The organism is Xanthomonas sp. A1809, assembly GCF_017746015.1.
GTDB lineage: Bacteria > Pseudomonadota > Gammaproteobacteria > Xanthomonadales > Xanthomonadaceae > Xanthomonas > Xanthomonas euvesicatoria.
Map to the genome: position 1 here is coordinate 1 of NZ_JAGHWZ010000017.1, position 20,628 is coordinate 20,628.

Sequence of the window (20,628 nt, forward strand, 5' to 3'; positions counted from 1 at the left end):
CAAGTTTACGGGGAGTCGACAGTTGCTGCATTAAGGCGGGCTGGCGTTGATGTAAATTCAATCGGCGAGCTCGGCAAGGATGGCGAGTCTTATCCAGGGGCCGTCCCTGTGCTACTTGAACACTTGGCGTATTCTTATTCGGATGATGTGCGAGAGGGAATGCTCCGAGAATTGGCAACGCCCCATGCACGCAAGTACTGGGATCAGCTCGTGGAGATCTTTGAGAAGAACACCCTCAGCCTTGCGCCGGAAATCCGTTATGTGGCAGCGCTTGCCTTGAGCGGCGCAGCGGACGATACGGTGCTGGACGATGTGATCCGGTTGTTGGGCGACAAGGGTCTCGGGCTGGATCGCGCTCCCTTACTGATCGCCTTGATCCGCTCCAAATCGCCGAAGGCGAAGATGAAGCTGCTGGAGTTGCGGGACGATCCTGATCTTGGCAAGCAGATCAAGATCTTTCGCCGGCTGGAAAGACACCAAAAAGCGAGCGGCAGCCTCACCCTGTGACAAGCTAAAGTATCAGTACGGCGTGCAGGGCAGGCGTATCCGCGCCCAGGCAGCGGCCGGCGGCGCGATCTACTCCTTCTACGATATTGCTGCCGTCCTGCGGCAGCAGCGCAACAAACGCACCGGCAAGGACGTCGATTACATCCAGCTCAATGGCAGCCGGTGGCCAGGGTATCCGGCAGCCTGACGCCAAATGTCCCAGTCTTGAGTGGCCCTCGGCTACGTCAATCAGAGTACCTATGCGCTGAGCTGGAACGCGTCTGTGCAGGTCATCGCCCCGCCGACCCTGGAGCCCTCGCTGTCGGCTCCGGCGCTGGTGTCGGGTAACGCGTATACGGTGAGTTGGAGCACGCCTGCTGGCAGCGAGAGCTTCCAGTTGGAAGAAAGCGTCAATGGCGGTGGCTGGACGCTGGTCTACGTCGGCGGCGGCACCAGCTTCGCGACCAGCAAGGGCAAGGGCAGTTACGGCTACCGCGCCAGGGCCTGCAACTTTGCCGGTTGCGGACCAACTTCGGGCATCGTCACGGTAACGGTTTCCCCGCCGCCAGCTACCCCGACCATGCAACTGGCGAATTGGCTGACCACGCGCACTGCGCCGTATCAGGTCTGGTGCGAAGTGGGCTGGTCGGCGGTGGCCGATGCCGTGGAGTACCAGCTGCAGACCAACGCCGGCAAGGCGCTCTACGCAGGGGCCAGGACCTACGTCAGCGCCAACGGCAACGCTTACTGTGCCTACGAGTACAAGGTGCGCGCGTGTAACGCAGGTGGCTGTTCGCCATGGTCGAACCCGCCGTTCCCGGTCACCCAGAGCAAGATGGACTGAGGACGCCAGGATGCTGAAGCAACTATCGACTCTCGCGGCACTGCTGATGGCCTGACCTGGCCCAGTGCCGGTCGTGCGCAGACGGTGGAGTACATCCACACCGACGCACTGGGCTCACCGGTGGCGATTACCGACGCCGCGGGCAATGTGACCGAGCGGACGGTGTATGAGCCGTATGGGGCAACGGTGAACAAGGCCGTGGTAGATGGGCCGGGATATACCGGGCATGTGACGGATGCGACTACCGGGCTGAGTTATATGCAGCAGCGGTATTACGAGCCATTGGCAGGGCGATTCTTGTCTGTGGATCCGGTGACGGCTTATAGCAATCCCGTTGGGGCCTTCAATCGGTACTGGTACGCGAATAACAACTCTTATCGTCTTATAGACCCTGATGGGCGTCAAGCTTGTGGCAAAGATACAACGTGCGCTCTGCAGCAGGGAACTCGCGGTAGCGTGCTAATGGTGAACGGTGGAAGGAGTGAGTGGTCTCAACAGCAGGCTGAGTCGGTAGGTAAAGCTGCGACCACTGCAGCCAACAACGCATTGAGTTCAATGCAACGAAAAGAATTTAAAACGCCAGGGAGTGCGGCAAGAGCTTGGGATGATCGAGTTCGCAGGATCGCAGATAAATTTGATACCGAGATTGCGTCCAAAATTTTCTATAGCAAAGATGGTGTTGTTCTTGGCTCTGCTACAAGCGACGGTCTTAGATTTTCAGTCAATCCGGACTTTTCATCCGGACCGACACCTTACTCGATAACGGCAGGCTTCGTGCATACACATCCGACGATGAGCTTATTTAGCGGCAATGATTTAAATTATGCGATTGAGCAGTACAGAAGGGTTAACGGCTGGACCGGCAATGGACAATTTGATCAAAGTGCTATTGTGACATTGCCGGGCGGACGAGTTGTTGAGTGGAAAGTAAGTAGCTATATGAGCTCCAGTGGAACGTCATACTTGAACGAGAGTTACTATAATGAACATTAGGCTTTGGTTTTACCTCCTTGCACTCTCTCTTTCTCCAAGTAGTGCAACAGCGGACAATGCAGAAAATAAGGGGGGCTGTTACGCCGTTTCCAAAGGCGTGCGCTGTGATGGTCCCGTTCGCGTCTGTGTATCGTTATTTCCAGAATTATGGGCGCGCCACGATGCTGGATACATTGAAGTTACGGGGTGCGTCGCGTATGTCGACGGCTCGCCATACATGTTCGCATCAAAAGATCTCTATGTTTATTCTGGAGGAAAAGGCGGGATTTCCCTTGGAATTTCCCTGTCAGAAGCCGACCGTTTTAGACGGCTGATGGCAAATGATTCAGCGGCGACTGTTGCCGGGCTGTACCTTCCGGGATCCGTTGAGAGAAATAATGCAATAGGACGACTCGAGGTTATTGCCAGACATTACTGGCTGCAAGAGATGCCAGGAGAGCGGCCAAAATTGCCGATCGATTAATTCGTTTTCGAATCTCGGTGTCGGCTCACTGTGTTCCTAGCCGAAGCATCGTGCCAATCCAAGTCCCTGGACAGCGGGGTCACGTTGGTCAGGTTCACTTCCTCACCCGTCATTGGCGGGCTTCTTGTTTGCTCCGTCTGGCTGACTCAGCCGATGAGGGAACATATGCAAAAATGGAAGAGCGCCACAGTGGAGATTTTCGACTGCTTGACTATAGCTCAGGAGGATATCGTAAGGATGCGACAATCAAACAGCACTCTGGACCGTACAGACGGGGGCCATGTTACATACTCATCCCGAGAATAATACTTTCAGTGGTGCTGGTGTTTCGGCCCAAAACGGAAAATTTTGGGGCGTAGGACAGAAAGCAGCGACATAGCGACCCCGGACGGGACGGTTCAGTATTTCAACTTGAAGAGGTTTGAGAAAGATGGACGAAATTCGGGTGCTTCAAAAATCTACGCGGGCTGGCCACCTTACACGCAAGATTTGGGGAGATAAAGTGGCCATTTTCTCGTGTCTACTTCTGGCGGCATACGCATGCTATGCGGAGCCGTCGCCTAACGTGAACCCTCCTTCAGAATGCCAAAAATTTCGAAAAAATGGTAAGGATATGCTGCCAGTTTGCGGTATCGCTCTTTCAAGACCTATCGTTAATTCAAACGCCCCTGCTGGGGTGCGGGTACTCACATTTGGATATTTGAGTATTTCAAATAATAAAATGGCTGCTCTTTATCCTGCTGAGGATCTAGTGGGTCGTGCATAACCATTTAGCTGCATGGAGGTGCCATTAACTCAGGAAACGATAAAGTGGGATGGTGCTGAGGAGCGGTATGGGATTTATTACGTCCGTGTGGTCGGGATGATTGGGAAGGTCTCGGCGGGAGGAAGTTGTGCAGGAGCGATCAAGGATGCGCAAGTTTCAGATTTGACTGTGATGGAAGTACATTAGTAGGCATGATTCATCCTACAAGAAAGATGTCTTTTGGGGTTAGCAGTAAGGATGTTCGGCGAAGACCGCGGTCCGGTGGAATGCGCTATGAGAAAACCGGTTACACAAGTTGTTTGACAGACCATCCCCGCATCTACCAATCCAAGCCCATGGGTTTGTCGATAAAATCGTTAGCGTTGATCACGCCTCCACTGCGCCGGGTCTGCCGTCCTCCACCACGAAGCGCTTGGTGGTCGACACCGTGGCGTTGCGGTCGCGCCGATCGGAGATGCCCTGCAGCCGGGTTTCCATCTGGCCCGGCGTAAGCGTCACCGACACATAGCCGCGCGTTTGCCCGTCCACGTAGTGCACATGCGGGTTGGCTGCCATGGTCGCGTGCAGTTCGTCGTTGCTCTGGCCGTCGGAGGTGATCGAAGTGCCGACGAATTCGGTAGCCAGCGTTGCCGACGCGTCGTCGGCCGGATCGGCCTTCAGGTCGGTGACCCAATACGAGTGGATGTCGCCGCCCCAGAACACCGGGTTGCGCAGGCGCGTTTTGGCAATCGCATCGAGCATGCGCTCGCGCGTGGCCGGGTAGCCGTCCCAGCCATCGGTCCAGTGCCCGACCACGCCGTCGCGCCCTGCCTGGCGCATCGGTGCCACCAGCAGATCCTGCGCAATGACATTCCAGCGCGCGGGCGACTGCGCGAAGCCGCCATGCAGCCAGCGCTCCTGCTCCCAGCCGAGCATGGTGCGCTGCGGGTCGGTGCGCTGGCGGCAACTGTCGGCCACCACATGGCCGCCGCGCCAGCCATTGGCTTGCGGGCAGGGCTGCTCGCTGCGGTACTGGCGGCCATCGAGTACGTAGAAACGCGCCAGCTGGCCGTAATCGAAGGAGCGGTAGATGCGCATGTCCGCGCCGTGCGGGCGATGCCGCGCACGCAGCGGGAAATGTTCGTAGAAGGCGCGGTAGGCGGCAGCGCGCCGGGCCAGAAAGGTGTCGACCGGAATCGAGGGGTCCTGCGACCAGCGATTGGCGTAATCGTTCTGTACCTCGTGGTCGTCCCAGGTCGCCACGCAGGCGCTGCCGGCGTGCAGCGCCTGCAGGTCCGGGTCGGTGCGGTAGAGCGCGTAGCGGTTGCGGTAGCCGGCCAGATCCAGGCATTCGCCGCTGCCGTGCGGGCGCACGATCTTGTGCGCCGCCTCGCCGTGGTTGCTGTACTCGTAGATGTAATCGCCGAGGAAGAACACCAGGTCCGGCTGTTCCGCGGCGAGGTGGCGGTAGGCACTGAAATACCCCAGTTCCCAGTGCGAGCAGGAGACAAACCCGAACCGCGCTGCGTCCGGGGTCCGATGTGCCGCCGGCAGGGTGCGCGCACTGCCGATCGGGCTGCGTGCACCCAGGGCCTGAAAGCAATACCAGTAGGGACGATCGGCCGCCAAACCGGTGAGCTCCACGTGCACCGCGTGGCCCCAGACGGGGCTGGCGATGGTCTCGCCCTGGCGCACGATGGTGCGCATCTGCGGGTCGCTGGCCACCTGCCAGCGCACCGGCACCGCTGCGCGCAAGCCGCCGCGTCCGTCCGGGTCCAGCGGGCGGGGTGCCAGCCGTGTCCAGAGTACGAAGCCATCGGCCAACGGGTCGCCGGCCGCAACGCCCAGCGTGAAGGGATCGGCACTGCCGCTGGCGCGTGCGAACGGGCTGAGCAGCCCCGCCGCGGCCAGGCTGGCGCCGGCAATGAGGATGCGCCGCCGGCTCGGATCCGGTGGCGCCGGCGTGGCAGCGCAATCAGGCAGGGGTGAGGCGGCAGACGGGTCGATCACAGGCATGGTCAAAACGGCAGGCAAGCAGACACGACCATGCTGTGGCCACGGCATGTCCGTTTTGTGTCACGTGTTGCAGCGTCACTGCCGGTGGTTCAGCACAGCCAGCCACGGCGCGGCCGGGCAGCACGCGGCAGGGCAACGGCCTGCCGAGGCAACCACGCCATTCCCAGCCGCGATGCAAAGATCGGTGCGCGCATGCCCGCCAGCCCAGCTGCGATAATCGCGCCATGAACGATGCCGCACTCGCCCCCGATGTCTCTGCCGCGCTCGAACGCGGCCTGCAGGCCCAATCCCTGGATGCGGCCTTCGCCGCACCGCTGCTGCGCTACCTGGCCCTGCTGGTGCGCTGGAACAAGACCTACAACCTGACCGCCGTGCGCGACCCGCGCGAGATGGTCACCCGCCATCTGCTCGATTCGCTGGCCATGCAGCCCTACATCGCCAGCGGTACCCTGGCCGACCTGGGCACCGGCCCCGGCCTGCCCGGCATCCCGCTGGCGATCACCCGCCCGCAGCTGCAGGTGACGCTGGTGGAAAGCAATGGCAAGAAGGCGCGCTTCATGCGCGAGGCCTTGCGCCATCTGGAGTTGGGCAACGCCCGAGTGGCCGAATCCCGTGCCGAAGCGCTGGACGAGCCGGCCGCCTACGACCACCTCACCGCGCGCGCGCTGGACACGCTGGCCGGCATCATCGCCGTCGGCGGCCACCTGTTGCGCCCGGGCGGCAGCCTGTTGGCGATGAAGGGTGTGTACCCGCACGAGGAAATCGCCGCATTGCCGGCCGGCTGGACCGTTGGCGAGGTGCACCCGCTGCAGGTCCCCGGCCTGGAGGGCGAGCGGCACCTGGTGGTGGTGCGCAAGGGCTGAGCCGAAGCCGCGTCGGCCGGTCTCAAGCGGCCCTCACCCCGACCCTCTCCCACAGGCGGGGGCGATACCGCACTCACCAAGAGCGTCTCGTCCTTCCCTGACAAACCTAAAAGTCCCTTCCCCCGCCTGCGGGGGAAGGTGCCCGAAGGGCGGATGGGGGCAGTCCCCCTGACACGCCCGTCAATAACAGGGCAGCACCGACACTCCAGCCATGCCCCTGCACCAGCCCGTGTTGGGACTTCCGGCCCATGGCAGCACGCCCGGGTGCTGCCATGATCGGGCGTTCGCTCCAGATCAGGCTTTCCGCACGTGACCTCTCCGCTCGCCGCCGCACTCTCGCTCGCCCTGCTGGGCGCAGGCTTCGCCGCCCCCTCGGCGCAGGCCGCCACGCCACCGGCCCCGGCCACGCTCACCGCCGAGGCACCGGCCGATGCACGCTTTCGCGCGATCTACGAGAAAGAGTGGGCCTGGCGCCAGGCCGAGACCGGCCAGGCCGACGAAGACAGCGACACCACCGGCGACAACACGCATCTGCCCGATGTCAGCGCGGCCGCGCAGCAGGCGCGTCTGGCGGTATGGGACGGCGTACTCAAGCAGCTCGACGGCATCGACCCGAAGCAGCTCTCGCCGGCCAACCAGATCAACTTCGCCATCTACCGCCCGCAGGTGGAAAACCTGGCCGCCGAAGTGCGCCTGCGCCTGTACGAAATGCCGTTCAATTCGGATAGCTCGTTCTGGTCGAATCTGGGCTTCATGGCGCAGCGGCCGATGAAGACCGCGGCCGAGTACCGCGCCTACATCGCGCGCCTGAACGATGTACCGCGCTATTTCGACCAGCAGACGGTCAACATGCGCGCCGGCCTGGCACGCGGATTCAGCGTGCCGCGTGCCGTGCTGGACGGGCGCGATGTCTCCATCGCCACCGTGGCCGATGTCAAAGATCCCACCGAATCCACTTTCTACGCGCCGTTCAAGCAGCTGCCTGCGCAGATCCCGGCGGCCGAGCAGGCGCAACTGCGCGAACAGGCCAAGGCCGCGTTGCGCACCGCCGTCCTTCCGGCGTACAGCAAGCTGCTGACGTTCTTCCGCAACGACTACATGCCCAAGGCGCGCACCACGCTGGCGGCCGAAGCACTGCCCGACGGCAAGGCGTTCTACCGGCAGCAAATCCGCGAATACACCACGCTGGAACTGACGCCCGAGCAGATCCACCAGATCGGCCTGGACGAAGTGGCGCGCATCCAGACCCAGATGAACGCCATCATCCAGCAGGTGGGTTTCAAGGGCAGCTTCGCGCAGTTCCTGGCCTTCCTGCGCACCGACCCGCAGTTCTACGCCAAGACCCCGCAGGAGTTGCTCGATCGCGCCGCATGGATTTCCAAGCGCGTGGACGGGCAGGTGGGCAAGTTCATCGGCACGCTGCCGCGCGGGCGCTTCACCATCAAGCCGGTGCCCGACGATATCGCCCCGTTCTGGACCGCCGGCCGCGGCGGCGCCACCACCTATTGGGTCAACACCTACAACCTGCCATCGCGGCCGCTGTACAACCTGCCGGCGCTGACGTTGCACGAGTCCTCGCCGGGTCATTCGCTGCAGGGGTCGCTGGCGCTGGAGCAGGGCGAGCAACCGGCGTTCCGGCGCGAGAACTACATCTCTGCTTACGGCGAGGGCTGGGCGCTGTACACCGAAAAGCTCGGCCAGGAGATGGGCATCTACGAAACCCCGTACGAAGAATTCGGCCGGCTTACCTACGAGATGTGGCGCGCCTGCCGATTGGTGATCGACACCGGCGTGCATCACGACGGCTGGAGCCGCGCGCAGGCACTGGCCTATCTGCGCGACCGCACCGCGCTCAGCGAGCACGAAGTCACCACCGAAGTGGACCGCTACATCTCCTGGCCAGGCCAGGCGCTGAGCTACAAGCTGGGCGAGATCACCATCGTCAAGCTGCGCGCCGAGGCAGAAAAGGCGCTGGGTGACCGCTTCGACATCAAGGCCTTCCACGATGTGGTGCTGCGCCAGGGCTCGGTCACCTTGCCGGTGCTGGAGCAGCAGGTGCGCGCCTTTATCGCCGAGAGCAAGGCACGCCCGATAGACGCCAAATCGGCCGGTCGCGCGGCGCCGTGATGCTGGGTCGCATTGCCGACCGCCGGCCAACCTTCTAGTGCGGTGAGGGCATCGCGCCCTCAAGGTCTTCGCGTTTGCTGCAGGGCCCTTGCCCGCCCACCATCGCGGGACACGTCGCAAGTACGTCCATGTAGGCTCCGTGGCGGCATTCCATGCCGCCAGGGTCCCACGACGGTAGGCGGGCAAGGACCAGTCGCGTTGGTCGGTGTGCAGCGTTTTCAACAAGCAACCAGCAGACCACCGGACGCGGCTCTCGCTCTTCAGTAAGAATCACCAGCCAACTGTCTGGTGCGGTGTCCTCGCCGCTTGCGGGACCGTTGGCGGCATGGATGCCGCCATCGAGCCCCCATGGACGGGTTGACGGTGTGTCCCGCGAGCGGCGAGGGCATCGCGCGCTCGAACCACCGAGCTTTGAAAGCCACCGAGCATCAAACAACGCAACACCCCGTGCAATTGTGTAACCACCCCGGCCCCTATACGCTGCGCCCATGCTGCTTCCTCGCGCCCGCCTGTCGGACCCGTTGCTCCGCCTGATGGCGTTGCTGGTGCTGGTCATGGGCGTGCTGGTTGCACCGGTCGCCTGCGCACTGGGCGATGTGCATGCGCTGGCGCACGATCAGGCGCATCTGGACGACACCGCACCGCATGGCCATGACGGTGCCGACGAAGGCGATGCCGGCGAACGCGACGGTGCCGGTTTGCTGCATGCCTTGATGCACAGCGGCTACTGCCACGGGCACAGCCCGGCCATGCTGCCGGCGTTGGCCTGGGGCCCGTTGCCTGCGCGCACGCACGGGCAGCCGCCCGTGCTGACCACCGCCTACCGCTCGCATCTGAGCGAGACCGGATTGCGTCCTCCGATCGCGGCCTGATGCATCGCCGGCAGCTGCCGGCCTGTCCATCGATCCCGATTCCGGAGACACCCTCATGTGGTTGCGACTGACGGCGCTTGCCGTCTTCGCGGTGGTGCCGTGCGCCAAGGCGCAGGACCTGCCGCCCAAACCCGTGCTGACCCTGGACGACGCCATTGCACGCGTCGCCCGCCAGCACCCCGATCTGCGCCTGGCCGATGGCCAACGCGCGGTCCTCAGCGCCGAAGCCGAGCGCGACGCACTGCGTCCGCCGTTGCGGATCGGTGCCGAACTGGAAAACGTGTTCGGCACCGGCCCCACCCGCGCGCTGGACCAGGCCGAACTCACCGTCACCCTGGCCGGCGTGCTGGAACGCGGCGGCAAGCTCGACGCGCGCCGCACCCTGGCGCAAGCACGTCTCGATGCGCTGGCACCGCAACGCGCCCTGGCCCGGCTGGATGTGCTGGCCGAAGTCGCGCGGCGTTATCTGGCCATCGGCATGGCCGCGCAGCGGCACGCGGCGGCGCTGGACACGCTGGCCCAGCGCCAGCGCACCGTCAGTGCTGCGCGCCAACGGCTGCAGGCCGGCGCATCGCCCGAATCGGTGCTGCTGACCGCCCAAGCCCTGCAGGCGCGCGCAGAACTGGAGCGCGATCGCGCCCAGCAGGAGCTGCTGGCCGCACGGCGCCAGCTGGCGGTGTTGTGGGGCGAGCGCACGCCGGACTTCGGCGCGATCACCGGCGACCCGTTGCAACTGCCGGCGATTCCCGAGTTCGAGGTGCTGGCGCAGCTGCTCGATGCCACGCCGGAACTGGCGCGCTTGAACGGCGAGCAGCGCGTGCGCGAAGCCCGCGTACGCCTGGCGCGCAGCCAGGCGCGCCCGGATCTGGACTGGCAGGTGGGCGTGCGCCGGCTCGAAGGCAATGACGCCACTGCATTGCTTGGCAGCGTCTGGCTGGCATTGGGCAGCGCTGCACGTGCGCAGCCGGAGATTCGCGCCGCCGAAGCGGAGCTGGCGTTGCTGGACATCGAACGTCAATCGCAGGCGTCGGTGCTCTACGCCACGCTGGCCGATGCGCATGGCCGCTACCGCGCGGCACAGCTGGAAGTGACGCGCATGCGCGAGGATGTACTGCCGGCGCTCGCACGCGCCGATGCCGCCGCCGAGCGCGCCTATCGCGCCGGCGCCACCAGTTATCTGGACTGGGCGCAGCTGCAGGCGCAACGCAGCGATGCACGCCAGCAGCAACTGGCCGCCGCACTGGAAGCACAGACGGCGCTGATCGAAATCCAGCGCCTGACCGGGCAGCCGTTCGTGCGCGAGCCTGCCGCGCAGGTGACGCCATGACTGCTGTTTCGGTACTGCGTTTTCATGCCGCGCGTGAGGGCGTTATCGGAATCGCCGCATCTGCAGCGATGTCGGCACCCAGCGCTCGCCAAACGCTGCCCACGCCAGGCGCACCTTCTTCGCAACCCACTTCCATTCGTTCGCCCGACGCAGCGCGTCGGCGCCAACCAGGACCACCTTCGATGACACGTTTCATGATTGCGCCGCTGCTGCTGGCGCTGGTGCTCAGCGGCTGCAGCCGCAACAGCGACGCAGCGCACGAAGACCACACAGGGCACGCCGCCGAAGGCGAGGCGGGCGCCGATGCGCACGCTGATGAAGCCCAGACTGGCACGCACGGCGGGCGGTTGCTCAGCCAGGACGGCGACAGCGTGGAGCTGGCCATCGCCGAAGACGGCACGCCGCCTACGTACCAGGCCTGGCTGTACCGCGATGGCAAACCATTGCCGGCCACCGCCGGCAAGGTGGAGGTGCATCTGACCCGGCTCGGCGGTATCAATGAAGTGCATCGCTTGCGGCCGCGCGACGACGGCAGTCTGCTGGCCGACAGCACGGTCAGCGAGCCGCATTCGTTCGATGTGGAGGTGCGCGCCACCGTGCAGGGCAAGACCCATCGCTGGGCCTATCCCAGCTATGAAGGCCGCACCACCATCGCGGCCAAGGTTGCGCAGGACGCCGGCATTCGTGTTGCGCCGGTGGGCGCCGGCAGCATTGCCGACCAGCACGAAGTGCAGGGGCTACTGACGCCGGCAGAAGGCGCGCAAGCGCAGGCAACCGCGCGTTTTCCCGGGCCGGTACGCAGCCTGCGCGTCAACGTGGGCGACCAGGTACGCGCCGGTCAGGTGCTGGCCACGGTGGAGAGCAATCTGAGCCTGACCACCTATTCGGTGAGCGCACCGATCAGCGGCACCGTGCTGGCGCGTAATGCCAGCCTGGGCAGCAATGCCAGCGAAGGCCAGGCCTTGTTCGAGATCGCCGACCTGTCCACCTTGTGGGTGGATCTGCACATCTTCGGCGCCGACGCCGGGCATATCACCGCCGGCGCACCGGTGACGGTCACGCGCATCAGCGATGGCGTCGTGGCGCAAACGAACCTGGAGCGTGTATTGCCCGGCACGGCGACGGCGAGCCAGAGCACGGTGGCGCGCGCGGTGCTGCGCAATAGCGATGGTTTATGGCGGCCTGGCTCTGCGGTGAAGGCGCGGGTCACGGTGGCGCAGCAACCGGCAGCGATGGTGGTGCCGGTGGGGGCGTTGCAGCGGTTCCGCGACTGGGACGTGGTGTTTGTACGGGTGGGCGATGTCTACGAAGTGCGGCCGGTGAAGCTGGGGGCGCGCGATGCGCAGCAGGTGCAAGTGTTATCGGGCTTGGCGGTAGGCGATGCGGTGGTGGTGGAGCAGAGTTATCTGGTGAAGGCCGATATCGAAAAGTCGGGGGCTTCGCATGATCATTGATCGCGTTGGTTTGTGTGGCAGTGCGTTGTCGAGTGGGGGCGTTTGTTGGGTGCAGGGGGATGTGCCACGTCCAAGGCCTTTGCGCCCTCTTGGGCTAGGGCGGGGGCTTTCGCGGCCTTTCGGGCTAGGGCAAAGGCTTTCACGCCCTGTCGGGCGCGAGTCACTTTTCTTTGCTTGTGCAAAGAAAAGTAACCAAAAGAAAGCACACCCCGTCCTCGCGCCCTCCGCGCCTGCGGCGCTGCGGGTTCGCAAGGCCGGCAGAAATTTTTGTAAGGGACGTCCCTGTCCCTTACAAAAACGTCGCGCATCCATGCGCGCCGCCCTGCGGGTTGTATCTGCCAGCCTTGCCGCTGCGGTATGGGGCCCCGAAAGCAAACAACAACAACAGCAACAGCAGCAGCGCTGCTGTGTGGGTGGTGGTTTGTTCGGCGTGTTGCGCGGCTGCGCGGTAGGGAAGCGGTGCTCTCGATCGGGGGCAGGGCGAGGGCAACGACCGGCGCGGCGCGGTGCCGGGTGTGCACGGAGGAGCGTGTCATGCTGACCAACATCATTCGCTTTGCGATCGCGCAGCGGTGGTTGATGCTGGCGTTGACCGGTGTGCTGATTACGATCGGGGCGTGGAGTTTTTCGCGCTTGCCGATCGATGCAACACCGGACATCACCAACGTGCAGGTGCAGGTCAATACCGCAGCGCCGGGCTATTCGCCGCTGGAATCCGAGCAGCGGGTGACGTTTCCGTTGGAGACAGTGCTGGCGGGCTTGCCGGGTCTGGAATCCACCCGCTCGCTGTCGCGCTATGGCTTGTCGCAGGTCACAGCGGTGTTCGCCGATGGCACCGATCTGTATTTCGCGCGGCAACAGGTGGCCGAGCGTCTGCAGCAGGTCAAGTCGCACTTGCCTGCCGATCTGGAGCCGCAGCTGGGACCGATTGCTACCGGCCTGGGCGAGATCTTCATGTACACGGTCGAGGCCAAGCCGCATGCGCGCAAGCCCGATGGCACCGCATGGACGGCGACCGATCTGCGCACCTTGCAGGATTGGGTGGTGCGCCCGCAGCTGCGCAATGTGCCGGGCGTGACCGAGGTCAACACCATCGGCGGGTATGCGCGGCAGATCCATATCACGCCCGATCCGGCGCGCCTGGTTGCGCTGGGTTTCACGCTGGACGACGTTGCCCAGGCGGTCGAGTCCAACAACCGCAACATCGGCGCCGGCTATATCGAACGCAACGGCCAGCAGTTTCTGGTGCGGGTGCCGGGGCAGGTGGACGACATCGCGCAGATCGGCGCCATCGTGCTGGATCGGCGCGCCGGCGTGCCGATCCGCGTGCGCGATGTGGCGCAGGTGGGCGAGGGGCGCGAATTGCGCACCGGTGCCGCCACCCAGGACGGCAGCGAAGTGGTGCTCGGCACGGTGTTCATGCTGGTCGGTGCCAATAGCCGCACCGTGGCGCAGGCCGCAGCGCAGCGGCTGGAGGTAGCCAATGCCAGCCTGCCGGCCGGCGTACAGGCGGTGCCGGTGTACGACCGCACCGCGCTGGTGGACCGCACCATCGTCACCGTCGCCAAGAACCTGATCGAAGGCGCATTGCTGGTGATCGTGGTGTTGTTCCTGTTGCTGGGCAACGTGCGCGCAGCGCTGATCACGGCCGCAGTGATTCCGCTGGCGATGCTGTTCACGCTCACCGGCATGGTGCGTGGTGGCGTGTCCGGCAATTTGATGAGCCTGGGTGCGCTGGATTTCGGCCTGATCGTCGATGGTGCGGTGATCATCGTAGAGAACTGCCTGCGCCGCTTCGGCGAAGCGCAACGCCGGCTGGGGCGCGTGCTCGAACGCGATGAGCGCTTCGCGCTCACTGCCGAAGCCACTGCCGAGGTGATCCGCCCCAGTCTGTTCGGCCTGGGCATCATCACCGCGGTGTATCTGCCGGTGTTCGCGCTCACCGGCATCGAAGGCAAGATGTTCCACCCGATGGCGATCACCGTGGTGCTGGCGCTGACCGGCGCGATGCTGCTGTCGCTGACCTTCGTGCCGGCAGCGATCGCGTTGCTGCTCGGCGGCAAGGTGGCCGAGCACGACAACCGCGCAATGCGCTGGGCGCGCGGCGTCTACGCGCCATTGCTCGAACGTGCGCTGCGCCACGGCCGGTGGGTCGGCATTACAGCGTTTGCAACGGTGGCGCTGTGCGCGGTGCTGGCCACGCGCCTGGGCAGCGAGTTCATCCCCAATCTGGACGAAGGCGATATTGCGCTGCATGCCCTGCGCATTCCCGGCACCAGCCTGGAGCAGGCCATCACCATGCAATCCACGCTGGAAAAACGCATCAAGCAGTTTCCGGAGGTGGCGCATGTGTTCGGCAAACTCGGCACCGCCGAAGTGGCCACCGACCCGATGCCGCCATCGGTCGCCGATACCTTCCTGATCATGCATCCGCGTGCGCAGTGGCCGGATCCGCGCAAGCCCAAGGCGCAGCTGCTGGCCGAGATCGAGGAGGCGGTGAAGCAGCTGCCCGGCAACAATTACGAGTTCACCCAGCCGATCCAGATGCGCATGAACGAGCTGATCTCCGGTGTGCGTGCGGATGTGGCGATCAAGGTCTATGGCGACGATCTGGACACGTTGGTCCAGCTCGGGCAGCGCGTGCAGGAAATCGCCGGCGCGGTGCCCGGTGCGGCCGATGTGAGCCTGGAACAGGCCACCGGTTTGCCGATGCTGGCGGTGGTGCCCGATCGCGCCGCGTTGGCCGGCTACGGGCTCAATCCCGGCGTGGTGCAGGACACCGTGGCGGCGGCCGTAGGCGGGCAGGAGGCCGGGCAATTGTTCGAAGGCGACCGGCGCTTCGACATCGTGGTGCGCCTGCCCGAAGCCCTGCGCCAGGACCCGACGGCGCTGGCCGATCTGCCGATCCCGCTGCGTGGCGATGGCGAACGTGCCGATGCGGACGAGTCCAGCCGCGCGGCAGGCTGGCGCAGTGGCGAGCCGACCACCGTGCCGCTGCGCGAGGTCGCCAAGGTCGACACCGTGCTGGGGCCCAACCAGATCAACCGCGAAGACGGCAAGCGCCGCATCGTGATCACGGCCAACGTGCGCGATCGCGATCTGGGGAGCTTCGTGGCCGAGGTGCAGCAGCGCGTCAAGGCACAGGTCAAACTGCCGACCGGGTACTGGATCGGCTACGGCGGCACCTTCGAGCAGTTGATCTCCGCCAGCCAGCGCCTGGCCTGGGTGGTGCCGGGCACCTTGGTGCTGATCTTCGCGCTGCTGTACTGGTCGTTCGGCTCGCTGCGCGATGCGCTGGTGGTGTTTAGCGGCGTGCCGCTGGCGCTGACCGGCGGCGTGGTGGCGTTGGCGCTGCGCGGGCTGGCCTTGTCGATTTCCGCCGGCGTGGGCTTTATCGCGTTGTCGGGGGTGGCGGTGCTCAACGGTCTGGTGATGATCGCCTTCGTGCGCAGCCTGCGCGCCGAGGGCATGCCGCTGGAGCAGGCATTGCGCGAAGGCGCGCTGGCGCGGCTGCGACCGGTGCTGATGACCGCATTGGTGGCCGCGCTGGGCTTTGTGCCGATGGCCTTCAACGTCGGTGCCGGTGCCGAAGTGCAGCGCCCGCTGGCCACGGTGGTGATCGGCGGCATCGTCTCCTCCACCCTGCTCACCCTGCTGGTATTGCCGGTGCTGTATCGCTGGCTGCATCGGGAGCGGGCGCCACGCGTCGCATCGCTTCCCACGCAGCCGCACGGGGGCACGCCATGAGCGATGCCTGCTGCGGCTGCGGCAAGACCCTGGATGTGGCCGCCATACAGGCGCGCCAACGGCGCGTCCTGTGGTGGGTGCTGACGATCAATATCGGCAGCTTTGCGCTGATGTTGGCCGGCGCGCTGCACAGCGGCGCGGCCTCGCTGCTGTCCGGCAGCCTGGACAATCTGGGCGATGCACTCACCTATGCACTCAGCCTGGCTGTGGTTGGCGCCAGCCTGACCGCCAAGGCGCGGGTGGCCCTGCTCAAGGCCGGCATGATCCTGCTGGCGGCGCTGGCGGTGGCAGCCGAGATCGGCTGGAAACTGGCCCACCCACAGCTGCCGCTGTTCCAGAGCATGGGAGTGGTGGCGGGGCTGAACTTCGCCGCCAATCTGGTCTGCCTGCGCCTGTTGTGGCCCTACCGTAGCGGCGACATCAACCTGGCATCGGCCTGGGCCTGCTCGCGCAACGATGTCTACGAGGGCGTGGCGGTGCTGGCGGCCAGCGCAGCGGTGTGGGCGTTCGGCAGTGGTTGGCCGGACCTGCTGATCGCAGGGGTCTTGTTGCTCTTGTTTCTGCGCTCGGCCTGGCAGGTGGCGCGTGGTGCCTGGGCGGAACTGCGCCGGGTCGCTGCGCCAGCGCAAGCCGGAGGCGGGTGATCGCGCGTTGGCACCGTTGCCGGGTGCACCGCCGACCGCGTCCGGGCAGGTAGCGTAAGTGCTTGCGGCACATAGGAAAGCCGTGCATAATGCGCGGCTCGCTGTGCCCGGATCGCTCCGGATGGCGGTACCCAGCGCAATGGGGTTGCCGGCCTGTTCCAGCGTAAGTTCTTGATTCCCAACGTTGCGTGACAGCCCTGCGCTGTCGGGGCCGCCGCTCCCCAGGCTATGGGTGGCAATTCATTTATCGAGGTGCGTAATGTCCCGCGTATGCCAAGTGTCCGGCAAGCGTGTGCAGACGGGTAACAACGTCTCCCACGCAAACAACAGAACCCGTCGTCGCTTCCTGCCCAACCTGCACGAGCGTCGCTTCTGGGTTGCCAGCGAAAACCGCTGGGTGAAGCTCCGTGTTTCCGCGCATGCATTGCGCACCATCGACAAGAACGGCATCGATGCCGTTCTGAAAGAGCTGCGTGCGCGCGGCGAAAAGGTCTGAGGAGTAAGCAGTCATGGCAAAAGGCAAGCGTGACAAGATTCGTATGATTTCCTCGGCCGCTACCGGCCACTTCTACACCACGGACAAGAACAAGAAAAACACGCCGGGGAAGATGGAAATGATGAAGTACGACCCGGTCGTGCGTAAGCACGTGATGTACAAGGAAGGCAAGATCAAGTGATCGACTGATCGCTGGATCCGCTTTCAAGCAAACACCCGCCGCAAGGCGGGTGTTTGCGTTTGTGGGGTTGGGGAATGGTGTTGATGCGTGCAGGTGCCGATGGCAGTGTGATTTCCACTATCGGGTTGCCAGCCAAGCCCAAGAGAAACAAAGGTGCGTGATAAAGCCCCTCTCCCCTCGGGAGAGGGGTTGGGGTGAGGGTACGGGGCGAAGCCTCGCAATTATTCTGACTGCACGAGGCTTCGCCCGTACCCTCATCCGCCCTACGGGCACCTTCTCCCCATAAAGGAGGACAATGTCCCGACGGGAGAAGGGGACACGGCTACAGCCCACGCGCACGCAATTGTGCGTCCAGCCGTGGATACACCCGCCGCGCATTGCCCTCGAACACCTTGTGCTTGTCGGCATCGGAAATCGCCAGCGCATCGATGTAGCGTTTGGTGTCGTCGAAATAGTGGCCGGTCTGCGGATCGATGCCGCGCACTGCGCCGACCATTTCCGAGCCAAAAAGGATGTTGTCGATGTCGATCACCTTGAACAACAGGTCGATGCCGGGTTGGTGATACACGCAGGTGTCGAAGAACACATTGCCCATCACATGCGTGGACAGCGCAGGCTTGCCCAGCATGTCGGCCAGGCCGCGGAAACGGCCCCAGTGATAAGGCACCGCACCGCCGCCGTGCGGAATGATGAAGCGCAGCTGCGGAAAATCGGTGAACAAATCGCCTTCGAGAAACTGCATGAAGGCCGTGGTGTCGGCATTGAGGTAATGCGCGCCGGTGGCATGGAAATTGGCATTGCAACTGCCGGAGACATGCACCATCGCCGGGACGTCGAGTTCGACCATTTTTTCGAAGAACGGATACCAGGCGCGGTCGGTCAGCGGCACACCGTTCCAGTGCCCGCCCGATGGGTCGGGATTGAGGTTGCAGCCGACGAAACCCAGCTCGTTGACGCAGCGTTCCAGTTCGGCGATCGCGTGCGCGATCGGCACGCCCGGTGATTGCGGCAGCTGGCATACGCCGATAAAGGTCTGCGGATACAGCTGTACCACGCGGGCGATCAGGTCGTTGCAGTGGCGCGTCCACGCCTGGCTCACGGCTTCGTCGCCGATGTGATGCGCCATGGTGCTGGCGCGTGGCGAAAAGATCGTCATGTCGGCACCACGCTCGCGCAGCAGGCGCAGTTGGTGCATCTCCACACTTTCGCGCAGCGCATCGTCGCTGATGTGCGGATACACCGGCATAGGCGCTTGCGCATCGTTGTAATGCGCGATCTGCGCCTTGCGGAACGCATCGTGCGCGGCAGGCGCGGTGGTGTAGTGGCCGTGGCAGTCGATGATCATGGCGATGGTGGGTGCGTTGCAGCGGAAGCGGTGCGCCAGCGATTGCCTGCGCGCAAGGTGGGGCGGCCGGGGGCACGGACGCTGCAGGTCCCGACGGATGTGGCGGTCCCAATGCGCAGATCGGCACGGATCACGACGCGCTGCGTGTCAATGGCCTGCTCAGGCGGTCCATACGCACACGTGCCGCTGCGATGGCGGCCGCGGCAGCTCGGCGATGCAACGGCACGTTCAGCCATACAGCTCACCATCGAACAATTTGCGCGCCGTGCGGACCACCGCGGCACCGACCACGCTGCCCTGCGCATCGAGCTCGATCAGGCAACTGCTCGCACCGCTGGGATGTTCGACGTCCAGCCGCTGGCTGCGCCCGCCAGGCACCTGCGCCAGCGCGTAGGCGGGCGAGCCGGGCAGCAGGCAGGCGGTAGCGACGGTCACCGCACCCAGCACGCCTATGGAGGCATGGCAGCGGTGCGGGATGAACGAGCGCACGCTGATGGCACCACCGGCGCGCGGCGCGGCGACCAGCATCATTTTCGGCACTGTGGCAGTGCCTACATCGCCCAGATGCATCAACGGGCCTGCCTGCAGACGCAGCGTTTCCAGGCGCGCCCTGAGCGCAGCATCGGCGTCGAGCGTGGCGCGGTCTTCGTAACCGCTGATGCCGACATCGCTGGCGCGTAGCACCACGCAGGGCATGCCGTTGTCGATCAGCGTGACCTGCAGGCCGTCGAGCGTGTCCACCGCATGCCCGCTCGGCAGCAGCGCGCCGCACGAAGAGCCGGCGATATCGGCGAATGCCAGCGCGATCGGCGCGGCCGTGCCGGGGACGCCGTCGATGCGGGCATCGCCGTCGTACCGCACCGTGCCACCGGGCGTCTGCACGGTGGCGGTGGCCAGGGTACCGGTGTTGCGCATGAAGATGCGCACCTGGGTCTGGCCGTTGCGTGCGGGCAGCAAGCCGCGTTCCAGCGCGAACGGGGCAACGCCGGCCAGCAGGTTGCCGCAGTTCTGCGCATCGCTGACCTGCGCGTGTTCCACCGCGACCTGCAGGAACAGATAGTCCACGTCGGCATCGGCACGCGTCGAGCGCGACACCACGGCGACCTTGGACGTCAGCGGGTCGGCGCCGCCCATGCCGTCGATCTGGCGCGCATCCGGCGAGCCGTAGGCGCGCAGTAAAAACGCGTCGCGCGCGGCGGTGTCGGCGGGCAGATCGTCGGCCAGAAAGAATCCACCCTTGGAGGTGCCGCCGCGCATCCACATCGCGCGCACGCGCTCAGACATAACGCAGGCCTTTGGCGGCCAGACGTTCGCGCATCGCATAGATGTCCAGGCCCAGTTCGCCGTTTGCCAGGCGTTCGCGCTTGCGCAGCTCGCGTGCCTGGCGCGCCTGTGCCTCGGTCAGCACCTCGGCAGCGGTGGCACGCGGCACCACGCAGACCCCATCGTCGTCGGCCACCACCACATCGCCGGGCCGGATCAGTTGCCCGGCGCACACCAGCGGCACGTTGACCGAGCCGAGCGTCTCCTTGATGGTGCCCTGCGCGCAGATGGCGCGGCTCCAGGCGGGGAACTGCATGGCAGTGAGATCGCGCACATCGCGCACGCCGGCGTCGATGATCAGGCCGCGACATCCGCGCGCCTGCGCCGAGGTGGCCAGCAGGTCGCCGAAGTAGCCGTCGCAACAGTCGCTGGTGGGCGCGACCACCAGTACATCGCCTGCATGCAGTTGCTCGATGGCCACATGCATCATCCAGTTGTCGCCGGGCGGAATCGACACGGTGACCGCGGTGCCGGCGATGCGGCAGCCGGCGTAGATGGGACGTAGCCGATGGTGCAGCAGGCCGCTGCGGCCCTGCGCTTCGTGCGCGGTGGCTACGCCGGCCTGCGCCAGCGCGTCGACGATGGCCAACGGCGTCCGCTCGATCCGGGTAACGACCTGGCTCATCCATCCATCCTCGTTAAGAGTGCGCCGAGTCTGGCTGGCCGAAGCCAGCTGGCTCAAGATTCATTTGAGGTATGCAT

Annotated in this window: 18 protein-coding genes; 14 read left to right on the forward strand and 4 right to left on the reverse strand. The window is 64.8% G+C overall.

What is annotated here, in order from left to right; all coding sequences use genetic code 11:
- The 5 genes from J7396_RS19650 to J7396_RS19665 form a co-directional block, all read left to right on the forward strand.
- Positions 1 to 507 (forward strand): hypothetical protein (locus J7396_RS19650; RefSeq protein ID WP_209261971.1); only part of this gene is annotated, 507 nt, incomplete at its 5' end.
- A gap of 22 nt (positions 508 to 529) precedes the next feature.
- The gene (locus tag J7396_RS22645) at positions 530 to 694 is read left to right on the forward strand and encodes a hypothetical protein (protein ID WP_244669758.1); all 165 of its coding nucleotides are present in this window, start codon (positions 530 to 532) and stop codon (positions 692 to 694) included.
- 21 nt (positions 695 to 715) lie between these two features.
- Positions 716 to 1,330, forward strand: a complete 615-nt coding sequence (locus tag J7396_RS19655) for a hypothetical protein (protein ID WP_244669760.1) — start codon at positions 716 to 718, stop codon at positions 1,328 to 1,330.
- A gap of 84 nt (positions 1,331 to 1,414) precedes the next feature.
- Complete coding sequence (locus J7396_RS19660) at positions 1,415 to 2,323, forward strand: RHS repeat-associated core domain-containing protein (protein ID WP_343237468.1); 909 nt, start codon at positions 1,415 to 1,417, stop codon at positions 2,321 to 2,323.
- Positions 2,313 to 2,786, forward strand: a complete 474-nt coding sequence (locus J7396_RS19665; protein WP_209261972.1) for a hypothetical protein — start codon at positions 2,313 to 2,315, stop codon at positions 2,784 to 2,786. The genes J7396_RS19660 and J7396_RS19665 overlap by 11 nt, the downstream gene beginning before the upstream one ends.
- Positions 2,787 to 3,918: 1,132 nt before the next feature.
- Here J7396_RS19665 and J7396_RS19670 read toward each other — a convergent pair.
- On the reverse strand, positions 3,919 to 5,547 hold the full coding sequence (locus J7396_RS19670) for an alkaline phosphatase D family protein (RefSeq protein WP_209261973.1): 1,629 nt from the start codon (positions 5,545 to 5,547) through the stop codon (positions 3,919 to 3,921).
- A gap of 224 nt (positions 5,548 to 5,771) precedes the next feature.
- Here J7396_RS19670 and rsmG point away from each other — a divergent pair, with 224 nt between their 5' ends.
- From rsmG to rpmG, 9 genes are all read left to right on the forward strand, one after another.
- Positions 5,772 to 6,410, forward strand: coding sequence for a 16S rRNA (guanine(527)-N(7))-methyltransferase RsmG (rsmG, locus tag J7396_RS19675; RefSeq protein WP_008575964.1), 639 nt, complete (start codon positions 5,772 to 5,774; stop codon positions 6,408 to 6,410).
- Positions 6,411 to 6,719: 309 nt separating this feature from the next.
- Positions 6,720 to 8,537, forward strand: a complete 1,818-nt coding sequence (locus J7396_RS19680) for a DUF885 family protein (protein WP_127171735.1) — start codon at positions 6,720 to 6,722, stop codon at positions 8,535 to 8,537.
- Between the two features lie 488 nt (positions 8,538 to 9,025).
- A complete protein-coding gene (locus tag J7396_RS19685; RefSeq protein ID WP_008577212.1) occupies positions 9,026 to 9,409 on the forward strand; it encodes a DUF2946 family protein in 384 nt (127 codons plus the stop codon).
- Between the two features lie 55 nt (positions 9,410 to 9,464).
- Positions 9,465 to 10,736, forward strand: coding sequence for a TolC family protein (locus J7396_RS19690; protein ID WP_209261974.1), 1,272 nt, complete (start codon positions 9,465 to 9,467; stop codon positions 10,734 to 10,736).
- A gap of 182 nt (positions 10,737 to 10,918) precedes the next feature.
- The gene (locus J7396_RS19695) at positions 10,919 to 12,190 is read left to right on the forward strand and encodes an efflux RND transporter periplasmic adaptor subunit (protein ID WP_031424869.1); all 1,272 of its coding nucleotides are present in this window, start codon (positions 10,919 to 10,921) and stop codon (positions 12,188 to 12,190) included.
- A 534-nt stretch (positions 12,191 to 12,724) separates the two neighbouring features.
- Positions 12,725 to 15,937 carry a CusA/CzcA family heavy metal efflux RND transporter gene (locus J7396_RS19700; RefSeq protein WP_209261975.1) on the forward strand — a complete coding sequence of 1,071 codons (3,213 nt, stop codon included), beginning with the start codon at positions 12,725 to 12,727 and terminating at the stop codon, positions 15,935 to 15,937.
- Positions 15,934 to 16,581 carry a cation diffusion facilitator family transporter gene (locus J7396_RS19705; RefSeq protein WP_122272147.1) on the forward strand — a complete coding sequence of 216 codons (648 nt, stop codon included), beginning with the start codon at positions 15,934 to 15,936 and terminating at the stop codon, positions 16,579 to 16,581. The genes J7396_RS19700 and J7396_RS19705 overlap by 4 nt, the downstream gene beginning before the upstream one ends.
- Positions 16,582 to 16,840: 259 nt before the next feature.
- A complete protein-coding gene (gene rpmB, locus J7396_RS19710; RefSeq protein WP_002809459.1) occupies positions 16,841 to 17,077 on the forward strand; it encodes a 50S ribosomal protein L28 in 237 nt (78 codons plus the stop codon).
- Between the two features lie 13 nt (positions 17,078 to 17,090).
- Positions 17,091 to 17,258, forward strand: coding sequence for a 50S ribosomal protein L33 (gene rpmG, locus J7396_RS19715; RefSeq protein WP_002809462.1), 168 nt, complete (start codon positions 17,091 to 17,093; stop codon positions 17,256 to 17,258).
- 322 nt (positions 17,259 to 17,580) lie between these two features.
- On the opposite strand, the gene J7396_RS19720 is transcribed toward rpmG, so the two are convergent.
- The 3 genes from J7396_RS19720 to J7396_RS19730 form a co-directional block, all read right to left on the reverse strand.
- Positions 17,581 to 18,603: an amidohydrolase family protein gene (locus J7396_RS19720; protein WP_209261976.1), complete on the reverse strand. Its 1,023-nt coding sequence runs from the start codon at positions 18,601 to 18,603 to the stop codon at positions 17,581 to 17,583.
- Positions 18,604 to 18,831: 228 nt separating this feature from the next.
- Positions 18,832 to 19,887 (reverse strand): 4-oxalomesaconate tautomerase, encoded by a 1,056-nt coding sequence (locus J7396_RS19725; RefSeq protein ID WP_008572521.1) that lies wholly within the window; start codon positions 19,885 to 19,887, stop codon positions 18,832 to 18,834.
- On the reverse strand, positions 19,880 to 20,551 hold the full coding sequence (locus tag J7396_RS19730; RefSeq protein ID WP_008572523.1) for a 4-carboxy-4-hydroxy-2-oxoadipate aldolase/oxaloacetate decarboxylase: 672 nt from the start codon (positions 20,549 to 20,551) through the stop codon (positions 19,880 to 19,882). The genes J7396_RS19725 and J7396_RS19730 overlap by 8 nt, the downstream gene beginning before the upstream one ends.
- Positions 20,552 to 20,628 lie beyond the last annotated feature (77 nt).